Genomic DNA, 13,266 nt, shown 5'->3' with positions numbered 1-13,266 from the left:
GGGCCCGGACTCCGTCCAGGCCCGCGGAACCACTGTACCGGGAGGGCGGCGATCCGCAAAGTGAGAATCGCCGATCCCAGGGCCGGCCCCTCTCAGGACGGGATCGGTCGGGCGAGGTCGGCGTCGAGGTTGATGCGCGAGACGAAGTCGGCCATCGTCTCGGACAGGGGCCGCATCACGCCCGGCCGCAGCGTGCCGAGCCGGGGCGAGAGGAGGCCGCCGGCCAGGGGGCGCGGGGCCCCCTGGCCGAGTTCGGCGGTCGTCTTGCCGACGATCAGGTCCCGGTCGAGCCCGAAGCCGTCGGCCAGGATCCGGGCGAACTGGACCCGGTCTAAAAGCTCGGGTCCGGCGACGTGGATCAGCCCCGACTCGCCCGCCTCGACCAGTTCCACCACGGCCCGGGCCACGTCGGGCCCGTAGCTCGGGTTGGAGACCTGATCGGACGGGCATCCCAGGGTCTTGCCCGCCGCCAGGGCCCGCGCCAGCTGGTAGGAGAAGTTCTTCCCCTGCCGTTCCGGCCCGAAGACCCAGGCGGTCCGCGCGGTCAGTTGCCGATCGCCGAGTTCGGCGGCCAGGGCCTGCTCCGCCTCGAGCTTGGCCTGCCCATAGACGGAGAGGGGGCGGGTCGGGCTCTTCTCGTCGTAGGGCCCGGCGACGCCGTCGAAGACATAGTCGGTCGAGAAGTAGACGAACCGGGCCCCCGACTCCGCCGCGGCCCGGGCCAGATTCAGCGGCTGTTCGACGTTCGCCGCCCGGGCCTTCGCCGGGTCGCGCTCGCAGCCGTCGACCCAGGTGAACCCGGCCGGGTAGAACACGACGTCGGGCTTCTGCTCGCGGACCCAGGCCGCCGACCCTTCCAGGTCGGAGGCGTCGAGGTGGGCCAGCCCGGGGTAGGCGACGGTGGCATACGTCCCCACCCCGCGATGCCCGCGCTCGGCGAGGGTGCGCAGCAGCCAGCCGCCGATCTGGCCGGAGCCGCCGACGACGACCGCGTTCAGCGGGCTCATTGGAAGCCCTTCCGCCGCTGGTGGCTGTAGCGCTGGAGCGAGTCCTCGATGATCGGCAGCGCCAGTTCCGACGACTGGATCTCGTCGACTTCGACCGACTTCCCTTCCAGGTACTTGTAGTCCTGGAAGAACCGGCGGAGCATCGACAGCCGGTGCGAGGGGAGTTCGGCCGCCTCCTGGAAGCTGTTGAACTCGGGGTCGCCGACGGCGACGGCCAGGATCTTGTGGTCCGGCTTGCCGGTGTCGAGCATGGTCATCAGGCCGATGGCGCGGGCCGTGACCAGGGTCATCGGGGCCACGGCCTCCTGGCACAGGACCAGGACGTCGAGGGGGTCGTCATCTTCAGCGAAGGTCTGGGGGATGAAGCCATAGTTAGCCGGATAGTAGACCGCCGAGTAGAGCACCCGATCGAGCCGGAGCAGGCCGGTCTTCTTGTCCAGCTCATACTTGACGCTAGACCCCATCGGGATCTCGACGAGCGCGTTGAACTCGCGGGGCAGGTTCTCGCCGGGTGTAACGTCATGCCAGGGATGCAGCATCGTGGTGGGGCCTTCCCCTTCGTGGGAATCCAAATTTGAGGGCGAACCGATCGGGCCCGATTATAGCAAGCCGAGGGGGAGACACCAACGGGCGCGGCCTGGCGGGCCGAGGACGTCTCATTCCGGAAACGACGCGACGCGGGGCCCGGACGGTCCCGGGGCCCCGCGTCGCGCACGATCGGAGGGATGGAAAGAGTTCAGGCGGCCGACGCGGCGAGGTCGTCTGCCAGGCGTTCGAGCACCTCGCGGGTCATCTGGCAGGGGACGGCACGGCGGGCCCGGGTCGTCCCGTCGAAGGCGATCCGGCGGAGGCGGAGCGTCCCGGCGCGGCCCAGGCGGATTTCGTAGAACGACCGGAGATCCTCGCGGGCGGTCGGGGCCTTGCTCCGCAGCTTGGCCTCCCCGGCGAGGTGGTCGACTTCGAGCAGGACCAGGGGTTCCATCAGGTAGGTCAGGCGGCCGGCCAGGCGGTCCCCCCAGGCGCGGAGGTCGTCGGGGCCGCGGTCCGCGCCGCCGGTCGCGGCGAAGTCGAGGGTGTTGAAGGCGAGGCCCACCGGGCCGCAGGCGACGAGTTCGAGGCCGAGCCGGTTCGGGCCCGACTCCACGTCCACCCGGCATGGCAGGGCAGCCCCTTCGGGCAGGCGGTCAACCGCGACGGCGATCTCTCGGCTCAGGGTCATGGGATGCTCCTCCCAAGGGCCGGATCGTGTGATCCGTCCCGTCGAATGACAAGAGGGTAGGCCGCCCATCGACGCTGGTCTCGATGTGGACCGGTCGCGTCCAGAGGCGGTGGAGATGACGCAGGGTGTCCTGCGCATGGTCGAGCTTCAGGTCGATCCCGAAATGCTCGTGCAGCAGGACCATTTCGCCGCGGTTGCGGTAGTTCCCTTCCTTCACCCGGATGATCGGCTGTCCGAAGTTGGTCAGCCCGAACAGCAACCGCTCCTTGACCTTCTTGAACTCCCGACTCTCGATCTCGTAGGTTTCGTGCTGGTCGTTGTGCTTGAAGCTGAAAATCTGATGACGGCGGCAGAAGTCGGGGGTCAGGAAGGTGTCGACGAACGTGACGTCGTTGTGGATCCGGCGGACCTCAAAAATCTTCTCCCGGCCGAGCCCGGCCCCGGTGTCCCACCGCATCCGCGTCTCGTAGTCGTCGCACTCATTGTATTCGGGGCCGAACTGCCCCTTGTTCCAACGTTCCTCGATATCCCGGAATAATTCGATGCCGAGCTTGTACGGGTTGAGCCGCCCGGGCTGGGTGGCCATCGTGCCCGAGTGGTGGTCGGCGTAGTCCAGCAGCTCCGAGGGCTCCAGGGTCTTGGTCGTCATGATGGTGGAGTGCCAGAACGACGCCCACCCCTCGTTCATGATCTTGGTCTGCCCCTGGGGGGTGAAGTAGTACGCCTCCTGGCGGACGATGTCGAGCACGTCGCGCTGCCAGGCGTTGAGCGGGGCGTTCTCCAGGAGGAACAGGAGGACGTCGCGCTCGGGCACCTCGGGGAACTGCTTCGACTTCGCCTTCTCCGCCTCCTTCAGCCGGGCCTGCTCTTTGAGGTGGTCGGGCGGGTTGATGTAGGCATCCATGTACCCCTTGCTCCGGAACCGGCCGTCGTCGCCGCCGTCCTGGCCGTCGGGGTGGAAGTCGTAGCGGCTGACGTCATCACGCCGCTTGATGAACGGCGAGTGCATGTCGATCAGGTTTTCGAGCGACAGGCAGCTATCGATGAAGTCTTCGACGGTCTCCTCGCCGAAACGTTCCATCAGCGACCGGATCCGGTTGCCGTGGTTGGCCGTCTCGTCCATCATCTTGCGGTTGGTCTGGCTGAACCAGATGTTGTTCTTGAAGAAGTCGTTATGCCCGTAGACGTGGGCCATCACGAGCTTCTGGTCGACCCGCTGGTTGCACCGGAGGAGGTAGGCGTAGCAGGGGTCGTTGTTGATGACCATCTCGTAGATCTTCTGGAGCCCGTAGCGGTAGCCCTTGCTGAGCTGCTCGTACTCCATCCCGAACCGCCAGTGCGGGTAGCGGGTCGGGAACCCGCCGAGGGCGGCGATCTCGGACAGCTCGTCGTAATCGAGGACCTCGAAGATCGTGTCGTAGAAGTCCAGCCCATAGCCCTTGGCGTGGGCCTCGATCTCGACCTGCAGCTCCCGGAGGTCGGCCGGCAGGTTGTGCTCGGTGCTCATGATCGACATCGGCGTACCTCCCCTGGTCTCGGGCCGGACTGTCTCTCACACCTGCGCCATGAACTCGCGGACCTTGTTCTCGACCAGCGCCACGGGCACGACCCACGGCTTCTTGTGGATCTCGATCTCCAGGTAATCGGCCCCCGCCGGGCTCCGATACGCCCCGGCGACCGCCCCGATCGGGGTCGTCCCCTGGAACGTCCCGCCGTCGGGGGTCCCCTCATACGTGCCATGACGCCCGAGCTTCGCGGCGGCCTTCTCGAACAGGGCCTTGCGCTTCTCGGGGTCGCCGGGATACGGGACGCGGAACATCGCCATGCGGTTCACCTCGGCATCGTCTTGCGACACGACGCGGTACGTTTTCTGAATGCCCCAGCGTCAACCGGCCCGACCCCGGACCCTGGGGACCAACTCGTCCAGGACCCAGCGACGAATCCCTTCCATCCATTCCAACTCGGGAAGATCCTCGGGCTGTCTCGCCCTTTCGAAGATTTCTTTCCGGGTGAGGAACGGCAAGGAAAGGCTCGACTCGATCGCCTGATACTCGCCATCGGGCTGCCGGGCCAGGATCACCAGGTTTTCCTCCGTGCACACCCAAACCTCGGGCACGCCCAGGCGTCCATAGACCTCCAGTGCAGCATCGGCGTCGTGGGTGTGAACGACCTCGACGGCAAGGTCGGGCGGTGGGTCGATGTTGAGGTCGATTCGTCGCTTCCCCCGGACCCTCGCCTCGTTGGCGAAGTAGTAGGTTTGATCCCCTTCCACTCCTCCACGACGGCTCTCCCTCCGAAAAGTGGTCTGCCCCGTGCGATGGCAGGGGATGCGCAGCCCGAGGATGATCTCGTGGAGGATCGTGCCGATCCGTAGATTCATCCGTTCGTGAGCATCGGAGGGTGACACGAAGAAGACATCCCCATCGAGGTAGATCAGCCGGGGTCGAGATTGGTCGCCTCGCACCCGGAGAGCTGCCTCATAGCCATGCCAACCCACACCCGACATCGCGACACATTGATCTCCCGAACTCCCCCGGGTCGGCGAGGGTTTCGATTTCGGTACTGCCATCGGGGTCGCCATCGTTCTCACTCCATCCCGACCCGGGTGTCGTCCATCACCGGCCCCGGCCCAGGAATTCCTTGATCGACTCGTAGATCCCGTCCTTGTTGCGGATCTCGGACAGGGCGAGGTTCGGCACGTGTTCGAAGGCCTCTTCCAGCTCGCGGAAGAACTCGCCCGAGCCGTAGGGGCTCTCCACCTGGCCGTAGCCGAACAGGTTGCACTTGGGCAGGAGCTGGTCGCGGAGCATGGCGACGCAGTTGCGGTTGTCCTCGCCCCAGTTGTCGCCGTCGGAGAAGTGGAGGACGTAGATGTTCCAGTCGGCGACCGGGTGGTCGGCCTCGATGATCTTGTGGGCGAGGTTGTAGGCGGAGCTGATCCGCGTGCCGCCGCTCTCCCGGGTGTGGTAGAAGGTGTGCTGGTCGACCTCGCGGGCGACCGCGTCGTGGATCACGTAGCGGGTCGTCACGCCGTCGTACTGGCTCCGGAGCCAGGTATCGATCCAGAACGCCTCGATCCGGACGATCTCCTTCTGGTCGTCGGTCATGCTGCCCGACACGTCCATCAGGTAGATGACCACGGCGTTGGAGTGGGGAAGGAAGACCGGGTTCCAGGAGCGATACAGCTTGTCCTCGCGGACCGGGATCACGATCGGGTCGGCGGCGTTGTAGGTGTTCGAGGCGATCTGCCGCTTCAGGGCCTTCTTGTAGGTCCGCTTGAAGTGGCGGAGGCTCTCCGGCCCGGTCTGGCGAATGCCGGTGTACTTGTCCTTCTCCTCGATGATGTTGGCCCGCCCCTTGGGCTGGATCCGGGGCAGGGCGAGCCCTTCGCCGAGGATCTCGGCCAGTTCGTCGAGGGTCAGCTCGACCTCCAGGATGTGGGCCCCGGGCGAGTCCCCCGCGCCGGCGCCGGGCTCGCCGTCGCCGGCGCGGCCGATCGGCGTCCCCACGTCGCCGGGCCCCTGCCCCACGCCCCCGCTGTTCTTGGGGCCGTAGCGGAACTCGGGGATCTGGATCTGCGGCAGGGGGATCGAGACGAGTTCGCCCCCCGTCTTGCCGATCATCTCGCCGTGGGTGATGTATTTGCGCAGGTCGTCCTTGATCTTGCCGCGGACGATCTGCTTGAACCGATTCTGATCCCGCTCGATTTTCCGTACCACGGCCGCTGGTCCCTCGACGTTGGAGGACGGCGTCACCGGGGGCGGCCAAGGTGCCCGAACGACCCCGTCGGGTTCGCTCGAAGACAGACCCGCGAGCCCGGGGACGCGGCAGTGCGTGCCCACGACTCAAGCGGTCGACCGGGGCCCGGATGGCAAAGATCGGGGTGGACTGTTGGAGGATGGAAGGGCGGGCGTGGGCGGGATCGCATCTCGACGAGCCACGATCCGTCGGGCTCGGACGGCCCCGCCGAGCCATACGGCAAATCATAGACCGAAGGTGATCCGTCGCTCAACCCCGATCGGCCGGGAAGATCGCATCGACGGGCACCCGGCCGACCTCGCGACCATCGAGCACGACCGGCACTTCCTCTCCTCGATTGTACGTCCTTCGCTCCCGGTAGGTCGCCGGTTCGGCCGGGCCTGTCGGCCCACTGCAAACTTCGATGCGACGTTCGGCGAGTTTGACAATCCAATAGATGGGGATGCTTTCGAACGCATAGGCGGCCAGCTTGGTCACCGAATCGATCCGCAGGCTGGAATCGGCAACCTCAATGACCAAGGCAGCATCCCGGGCCCCAGGAGGCCGGTCGGGATAATCGCGGATCGCTCCGCGGATCACCGAGAGGTCCGGCTCAGGCAGGCTCGTCTCGCCGACGACCATGGGCGCCTCGATCTCGACATGATGAGTCTCGGGCATCATGGCGAGCAGGAGATTTTGCAGAACGAGTTGGACGATGGTGTGGTTGCGACCCTTGGTCATCTTCTCGACAAGCTCCCCACGCCAGAGGAAGATCGGCTCGTCCTCGCCGAAGATCCCCGCTTCGACCATCGCCAGGTAACGGTCAATCGTCAGGCGATGTCGCGGGAAAGTCGCGATCGGTTCGGTCGCGGGCGTCGCCGCTTCGGCCTCGGCAGTGCTGGTGGCCATGTCCGGTCTCCGTCATGGGGAGCGGCCGGGGGCGACGCGGGAGTCGCCCCCGGCCGGTTCGGTCAGTGGTTGCCGCGCTTGACGTCGCCGCGGGCGAAGATGCTGGCGACGTAGTTGAGCACGTCGGTCGCCGAGTCGTCGTCGTAGCCGTAGTTGCGGATCAGGCGGCCCTTGACGATGTCGATCTTCTCCTGGGTGTCCTTGTCGATGACGTTGGAGACGAGGCTGGTGAGCTTGATCGTGTCCTTCTGGTCCTGGAACAGCTTCAGCTCCAGGGCCTTCTGGAGCCGTTCGTTGGTCCGGTAGTCGAACTTCTTGCCGTCCAGCGAGAGCGCCCCGATGTAGTTCATGATCTCGCGGCGGAAGTCGTCCTTGCGGCTCTCCGGGATGTCGATCTTCTCCTCGATCGACCGCATCAGCCGCTCGTCGGGCTCCTCGGTCTGGCCGGTGTACTTGTTCTTGACCTTCTCGCGCTGGGTGTAGGCCTTGACGTTGTCGATGTAGTTGCCGCAGAGCCGGGACAGGGCGTCCTCGTCGGCGGCGATGGCGCGCTGGACCTCGTTCTTCACGATGTCCTCGTATTCTTCCTTGACCACCGCGAGCAGGTGCTTGTAGTGCTTCTTGACCTCGTCGCTATTGATCAGGGAGTGGTGCTTGAGGCCGGCCTCCAACTCATTCAGGACCATGAACGGGTTGACCGATCGTTCGTCGGCGTGGGCGACCAGGGCGTTGGAGATCTTGTCCTGGACGTAGCGCGGGCTGATCCCGTGCATCCCCTCGCGCTCGGCCTCCTCGCGGAGTTCCTTGATGTTGTCCTCGGTGAAGCCGGGCAGGGTCTTGCCGTTGTAGAGCTTGAGCTTCTGGAGCAGGGTCAGCCCGGCGTTCTTGGGCTCCTCCAGCCGGGTCAGGATGGCCCACATCGCGGCCACCTCCAGGGTGTGCGGGGCGATGCTCTTGCCCCGGACCTTCCGGCTGTTGTAATCCTTCTGATAGATGTGGATCTCGTCGGAGAGCCGCGTCACGTACGGGACGTCGATCTTCACCGTCCGGTCCCGCAGCGCCTCCATGAACTCGTTGCTCTGGAGCTTCTTGTATTCGGGCTCGTTGGTGTGCCCGATGATGACCTCGTCGATGTCGGTCTGGGCGAACTTCTTGGGCTTGATCTTGTGCTCCTGGCTGGCCCCCAGGAGGTCGTACAGGAACGCCACGTCGAGCTTCAGGACCTCGACGAACTCGATGATCCCCCGGTTGGCGATGTTGAACTCGCCGTCGAAGTTGAACGCCCGGGGGTCGCTCTCGGTGCCGTACTCGGCGATCTTGCGGTAGTTGATGTCGCCGGTCAGCTCGGTGGCATCCTGGTTCTTCTCGTCCTTGGGCTGGAACGTGCCGATCCCGACGCGGTCCTGCTCCGAGAGCACGAGACGGCGGATCCGGATGTCGCCCATGACCTTGGACCAATCCCCGTCGTACTTCGCCAGCCGCTCGTTGAAGGTCTGGCGGCAGAATGGGCAGAGGTCCCCCTCGATGGTGATCGGGTAGGGATAGTCCGGCGCGGCGGCCGCCAGCGACTCGACCAGGTCGGCGCGGGACTCGGGCGGGACGAGGTGGAGCGGCTCCTCGTGCATCGGGCAATCGACGAAGGTCTCGGGACCGTCGGGGCCTTCCTCCTTCCAGCTGAAGGTATAGAGGGCCCCGTCGTCGGTCCGGGTGTAGTGCTCCATCCCCTTCTTCAGCAGCCTCGCGATCGTGCTCTTGGAGCTGCCGACCGGCCCGTGCAGCAGGAGGACGCGGCGCTCGGTCCCGTAGCGATGCGCGGCGCTCTTCAGGACGTTGACCAGGCTCATCGCGGTCCGGTCCAGGCCGAAGATGGCGTCCTGGCCGTTGCCGATCGGATCGTCGAAGAACTTGTAGCGGGCGACCTTCTCCTTGTTCACGGTCACCTCATCGGTGCCGTGGGACAGGATCATGTCGTAGATCCGCTGGTAGGCGGTCCGCGTCACCTTCGGGTCGGCGCGGACGATGTCGAGATATTCGGCGAAACTGCCGGTCCAGTGCTTCTTCTGGTAGTCCGCCAGGTTCTGGCGGCCGGCAATCTGGGCGATCAGGTCTGATCCTGCGGACATGGGCGATCTCCCTCCTGAACGGTGTGGATCCGTCGGGCGGTGCGCATCGCGAAAAGGCGCGGGAGCCGGTCGGGCGGCTCGGGACCCGCGCGTGGCGAGAGAGTCCTCGGGGCGAGGCTTGGCCGTATTGTCAAGATGACGTCGTGGATCGACGAGGAAGCCGGCGGACACTCGGTCTGGGATGCCCGAGCCGGCCCGGAGGAGTGGGCGAAGCGGCCTGACAGCGGCGGGTGCGGGCCCCATCGCTTCGGGCACCCGGCCTTCACCGTCCATTACAACCCCGCCCCCCATTTCGTGTCAAGCGAACCGGATCGCCCCGGGCCGGCCGCCCTCCACTTCAGCCCGGCCCGTCGCCCCCATCCTCCGGAGGCGCCGCGGCGTCGGCGAGTTCGGCCATCGGCAGGGAACGTTCTCCCAACTCGACCAGGGCGGACAGCAGCACCAGCCCGATCGGCAGGGTGGCATAGTGGGCATAGCTGTCGGCCGCCGCCAGGACCCAGGTCGATGCGGGCAACGCGAGCATCACCAGGTAGGCCAGGGCCGACCCCGCCCACGCCGCCAGGCCGGCCGCGGCGACCAGGGCCACCAGCCGCCCTCCCTCGGCCGCGAGCATCCGGGCATAGCCCCGGAGGGAATCCAGGGGGGTCCCCCGACTCCAGGCCACCGCCCCGAGCAGGCCCACCCAGGCCAGGCCGAACGCCTGGATCTCGGCCAGCCCCCAGCCCAGGGCCCAGCGGATGGAGGGCGCCAGCGCCTTCCCGACCGCGGTGTCCGGCGGGGCATAGGCGCTGACCAGGAGCGTGGACATCGCCAGGTACGCCGCGGGGAAGGTGAGCAGGCTCGCCAGGATCGCCGCCGGGAACAGGAGCACGGAGCCCAGGACATCCATCGCCTCGCCCGACGACCCGTCCACGCCCACGCCGCGCAGCTCGGCCAGCACCCAGGCCAGGACCACGCCCGTGGCCAGCGCCATCAAGGCGGGGGCGACCACCACCTCGACCACCAGCCAGCCGCCCACCGGCATCCCCCCCTGCCCCGCCATCGCGGCGATCACCCGGTAATACAGGAGGTAGACCGCCGTCCCCGCCCAGCCGAGCATCGACCAGCGCGAGGCCCGCTCCCGAATCTCGCGGGGCGGCCGGATCCCCGTCCCCCAGCTGTCGAAGTTGAACCGGAACAGGATGATCACGGCCGCGGCCAGCACCGGGATCATCATCCCCAACGCCTGGATGTCGCGGAGCGGCGTCACCGCGGCGAGCACCCCCTGCCCCAGGGCGACATCGACCCGGGAATACCCCCGGGTCAACAGCCGGACTTCATCCAGCCCCTGCGGCTTGTTGTAGGACACGGCCTGGCCCGCGGTCCAGGTGACGACCGTCATGGCCACGACCGCGACGACCATCCGCGCCGCCTTCCTCAGCCGCTCCACGGCGTCGGAGAGGAGCCGGGCGAGCCCGGCCAGGTCGATCATCTGCAGGAACGCCCGGCCGGGCCCCTGGAGCGCGGCGGCCACGGTCAGCAAGGCACCAAGCCCGGCCAGCCAGGCCCACAGGCCCGGGGAGACCAGCCCGGGGACGGGCTCCGGAGGCGACAGGGTGAGGCCGCCGCACCAGCGGCGGATCGCCAGGATCGCGATCCTCAAGGAATCGTCGGGGGGCGGTGCCGGGCCGGGCCCCCCCGATCCGGTCGATTGGGCCCAGATCCAAGGTAGGTCGGTCCATGCGTCCAACGTTCACGCCCCCCTCGCGCCGAGGCCCCGGCCCGAACCGGCCGTCGCGGACGATTGTACGCCCCCCGGCGCGACGGGGCCAGCGATCAGCGGCCGGCCGGGGCAATCCCGGAGCCGGCCCGCCTCGCCCCGGCGTCGACCGAGCGCGAGGGCCCGGTCGCGGGGACCGCCGGCGTGGCCTCGTAGAGCCGGAGATAGCGGTAGTAGACCTCCAGGGTCAGGGTCGCCAGGGCGGTCCCGTAGATCCGCCCGCCCCGCGACCCGTGCTGGGTCTTGTCGGATTCCCAGCTCCCGGCCTTGTGCCCCAGCGTCTCCTGGCGGGCGACGATCCGGTCGCGGACCTGGCCGTTCCAGGCCTTCCAGTCCTCGCCCCCGCGCTGGAACATGGCCAGGGTGCCATAGTACCAGTAATAGATGTTGTACGGCCCCTTGGCCGGCCCGTTGCGGAGGAGGTAGGCGGCGGCCTCGTCGCTGGCGGCCCCGGGCCCCCCGAAGCCGAGGAACTGCCGGCACGCCCAGGCCTCGGCGGTCATCGTGGGGTCGACCTCGGTCCCCGGCTGGTAGCGGGCGAGCCCGCCATCGGTCCCGCCGGCGACTTTCTTGAGCCAGGCCTGGACGCCCGGCTGGATCGAGGCGGGGATCGTCACCCCGATGACCCGGCCGGTGCGCAGGGCCATGACCGCCCAGCCCAGGATGCTGGTATCCCCCATCGGCCGCTCGCCCGGGGTGTAGCGCCAGGCCAGCCCGTCGCTGGCCCGGGACCGGACCAGGAAGCCGACCCCCTTCTCGGCCGCCTCGCGGAGCCGGCTGTCGCCTGTCAGGGCGTGGGCCTCGGCCAGGGCCAGGGTCGCCATCGCGTGGCAGTACATCCCCACGGCGGTGCTCGCCCCCCGGAGGTCGCCGTCCTCCTTCTGGGATCGGAGCAGGAAGTCGAGCCCTCGATCCACGGTCTGGGCATACTTGCCGTCGACGTGGGTGTAGCCCGCGCCCAGGTAGGCCAGCAGGGACAGGCCGGTCAGGGCCGTGTCGGCCTCCCAGTAGAGGCATTCGCCGTAGCAGATGTCGCCGGGGTCGCAGTGCGAGGTGAACGAGTCGTCGTCGCCCAGGGCCGTGCCGTCGCGGGTCCGCGCGGTGCCTCCGTCCCAGCGTCCGTCGGCGTCCTGGTGCTTGGCCAGCCATTCCAGGGCCTTCTCCACGGCCTGCTCGCTGGCCACGCTGGCACCGGCCCGCTGCGCCAGCGTGGCGCGATTGGGGTCGAGCCGCGAGCGGTACACCGTGGGCACGTCGGAAAGCGCCCGCCTGCCGCCGGGCCTCGGCAGGGCGAGCGAACTCGACGGGCCGGACGGCGTGACCCGGGCCATGGCCACCGGGGGCCGGGCCTCCTGCAGACGCCCCGGCGCGACGATCGGGGCGGGCTCCGGCGTCCCCCGCGCCGGGCGGGTCGAGCGTCGGAGGTCCGCCTCGGGCAGCGCGGGCATCGGGGCGGGGTTGGTCGCGACCCGGGGCGGGGCGGGTGCCGACGACTCGGACGGGGCCATCGGCGGTTCGAGATCCGGCCCCAGCGGCAACGAGGGGGCGGCCGGGACCGACGCGGGTCGCCGCTCCGGTCCGGAGGCGGGCGGGACCGCGGCCGGGAGCGTGGGCGCCTCGGACGGCTCGACGATGGGCCCCCGGGTCGACGGGCCGGCGACCATCCCCGCGCCCATGGGCGACCGGCCCGGGTTGGCGGCCGATCGCGAGGTGCGGGCGCGTAGGTCCTCGCCCCCCGCCATCGCCAGGCCGGGGGCCGGCTCCGGGGCGAGCCGGGGCGGGGGCGATGCTTCGTCGGGCACCGCCTCGGCCGCGGCGAGGGGGGCCACGTCGGGGGCCGCCTCGGCCGCAGCCACCGGCGCGGGGGCCTGCGCCGGTTCGGGGGCCGCCGGGGTCGGGGTCATGGCCTCCGCCACCACCGGCTCGGCCGCCAGCGGCTCGGGGACCGTCGGGGCTTCGATGGCGGGGGCCGCCTGGACCGGCTCGGGCCGGGGCGGGCGCGAGGCCGGGTCGTCCAGGGCCAGCGGAGTGCGGTCTCGGTCCCAGGCTTCCACCTTCCGGGGCCGCTTCCCACCGGCGCCGGTCGCGCCCGAACGGTCGTCCGGGACCGGGGCGATCCGCACCCGCTCGACGACCTCGATCGGCCGCTTCGCCCCCGACCCGTCGATCCGCGTCAGGCCGAGCAGCGGGGCCAGCGCGTTCCCGTAGACGAGCAGCCCGGCATGGACGGCCACCGACAGCACCAGGCATTTCCACAAAGCCCGGCGCGATCCCCAGCTCGTCCAGGTCATCAGGGCCAGGACGACCGCGATCACGGCCAGGCTGGACCACGCGCCGAGGTCGGCCCGGATCAGCCGGAGGAACGATTCCATGTTCAGGCCAGTCATTGGTCGCGTCCTGCGGATCGGTCCGGTCGTCTGCCCCGCGCGGTCGGCCTCCGAATTTAGGATAATTCGGCTCCGCACGCCAGCGGAGCCTCCGCGGCCGGGGATCGATCCCCGGCCGCGGCTC

The 13,266-nt window shown here is 68.7% G+C and carries 11 protein-coding genes; all 11 read right to left on the bottom strand.

Features of this window, described 5'->3' with window-relative positions:
* Window positions 1-92 precede the first annotated feature (92 nt).
* Window positions 93-1,007 carry an SDR family oxidoreductase gene (locus TA3x_RS11350; RefSeq protein ID WP_435021243.1) on the bottom strand — a complete coding sequence of 305 codons (915 nt, stop codon included), beginning with the start codon at window positions 1,005-1,007 and terminating at the stop codon, window positions 93-95.
* Window positions 1,004-1,546: an inorganic diphosphatase gene (locus TA3x_RS11345; RefSeq protein ID WP_435021241.1), complete on the bottom strand. Its 543-nt coding sequence runs from the start codon at window positions 1,544-1,546 to the stop codon at window positions 1,004-1,006. Before TA3x_RS11345 ends, TA3x_RS11350 begins: the two co-directional genes overlap by 4 nt.
* Window positions 1,547-1,743: 197 nt before the next feature.
* Window positions 1,744-2,226 carry a hypothetical protein gene (locus TA3x_RS11340; protein WP_435021239.1) on the bottom strand — a complete coding sequence of 161 codons (483 nt, stop codon included), beginning with the start codon at window positions 2,224-2,226 and terminating at the stop codon, window positions 1,744-1,746.
* Window positions 2,192-3,733 carry a SpoVR family protein gene (locus TA3x_RS11335; RefSeq protein WP_435022343.1) on the bottom strand — a complete coding sequence of 514 codons (1,542 nt, stop codon included), beginning with the start codon at window positions 3,731-3,733 and terminating at the stop codon, window positions 2,192-2,194. The genes TA3x_RS11340 and TA3x_RS11335 overlap by 35 nt, the downstream gene beginning before the upstream one ends.
* A gap of 45 nt (window positions 3,734-3,778) precedes the next feature.
* Window positions 3,779-4,051, bottom strand: a complete 273-nt coding sequence (locus TA3x_RS11330) for a hypothetical protein (RefSeq protein WP_435022341.1) — start codon at window positions 4,049-4,051, stop codon at window positions 3,779-3,781.
* Window positions 4,052-4,111: 60 nt separating this feature from the next.
* Window positions 4,112-4,807, bottom strand: coding sequence for a Uma2 family endonuclease (locus TA3x_RS11325; RefSeq protein WP_435021237.1), 696 nt, complete (start codon window positions 4,805-4,807; stop codon window positions 4,112-4,114).
* 34 nt (window positions 4,808-4,841) lie between these two features.
* Window positions 4,842-5,945 (bottom strand): DUF444 family protein, encoded by a 1,104-nt coding sequence (locus tag TA3x_RS11320; protein ID WP_435021236.1) that lies wholly within the window; start codon window positions 5,943-5,945, stop codon window positions 4,842-4,844.
* A gap of 289 nt (window positions 5,946-6,234) precedes the next feature.
* Window positions 6,235-6,873: a Uma2 family endonuclease gene (locus TA3x_RS11315; RefSeq protein ID WP_435021234.1), complete on the bottom strand. Its 639-nt coding sequence runs from the start codon at window positions 6,871-6,873 to the stop codon at window positions 6,235-6,237.
* A 62-nt stretch (window positions 6,874-6,935) separates the two neighbouring features.
* Window positions 6,936-8,996, bottom strand: coding sequence for a PrkA family serine protein kinase (locus TA3x_RS11310; RefSeq protein ID WP_435021232.1), 2,061 nt, complete (start codon window positions 8,994-8,996; stop codon window positions 6,936-6,938).
* 337 nt (window positions 8,997-9,333) lie between these two features.
* Window positions 9,334-10,638, bottom strand: a complete 1,305-nt coding sequence (locus TA3x_RS11305) for a hypothetical protein (RefSeq protein ID WP_435021230.1) — start codon at window positions 10,636-10,638, stop codon at window positions 9,334-9,336.
* Window positions 10,639-10,811: 173 nt separating this feature from the next.
* Entirely contained in the window at window positions 10,812-13,142 is a 2,331-nt protein-coding gene (locus TA3x_RS11300) for a prenyltransferase/squalene oxidase repeat-containing protein (RefSeq protein WP_435021229.1), read from the bottom strand.
* Window positions 13,143-13,266 lie beyond the last annotated feature (124 nt).

It is taken from the genome of Tundrisphaera macrotermitis (assembly GCF_051175315.1).
In the GTDB taxonomy this organism is placed as follows: domain Bacteria; phylum Planctomycetota; class Planctomycetia; order Isosphaerales; family Isosphaeraceae; genus Tundrisphaera.
Note: the sequence above shows the minus strand (reverse complement) of the source record. Positions and strands in the feature narration are given on the sequence as shown.

What these genes read in the sequence shown, in the direction of transcription:
- TA3x_RS11330 (WP_435022341.1), bottom strand. Translation starts at nt 4,051, where the DNA reads ATGGCGATGTTCCGCGTCCCGTATCCCGGCGACCCCGAGAAGCGCAAG.
- TA3x_RS11345 (WP_435021241.1), bottom strand. Translation starts at nt 1,546, where the DNA reads ATGCTGCATCCCTGGCATGACGTTACACCCGGCGAGAACCTGCCCCGC.
- TA3x_RS11325 (WP_435021237.1), bottom strand. Translation starts at nt 4,807, where the DNA reads ATGGCGACCCCGATGGCAGTACCGAAATCGAAACCCTCGCCGACCCGG.
- TA3x_RS11340 (WP_435021239.1), bottom strand. Translation starts at nt 2,226, where the DNA reads ATGACCCTGAGCCGAGAGATCGCCGTCGCGGTTGACCGCCTGCCCGAA.
- TA3x_RS11300 (WP_435021229.1), bottom strand. Translation starts at nt 13,142, where the DNA reads ATGACTGGCCTGAACATGGAATCGTTCCTCCGGCTGATCCGGGCCGAC.
- TA3x_RS11310 (WP_435021232.1), bottom strand. Translation starts at nt 8,996, where the DNA reads ATGTCCGCAGGATCAGACCTGATCGCCCAGATTGCCGGCCGCCAGAAC.
- TA3x_RS11350 (WP_435021243.1), bottom strand. Translation starts at nt 1,007, where the DNA reads ATGAGCCCGCTGAACGCGGTCGTCGTCGGCGGCTCCGGCCAGATCGGC.
- TA3x_RS11335 (WP_435022343.1), bottom strand. Translation starts at nt 3,733, where the DNA reads ATGAGCACCGAGCACAACCTGCCGGCCGACCTCCGGGAGCTGCAGGTC.
- TA3x_RS11315 (WP_435021234.1), bottom strand. Translation starts at nt 6,873, where the DNA reads ATGGCCACCAGCACTGCCGAGGCCGAAGCGGCGACGCCCGCGACCGAA.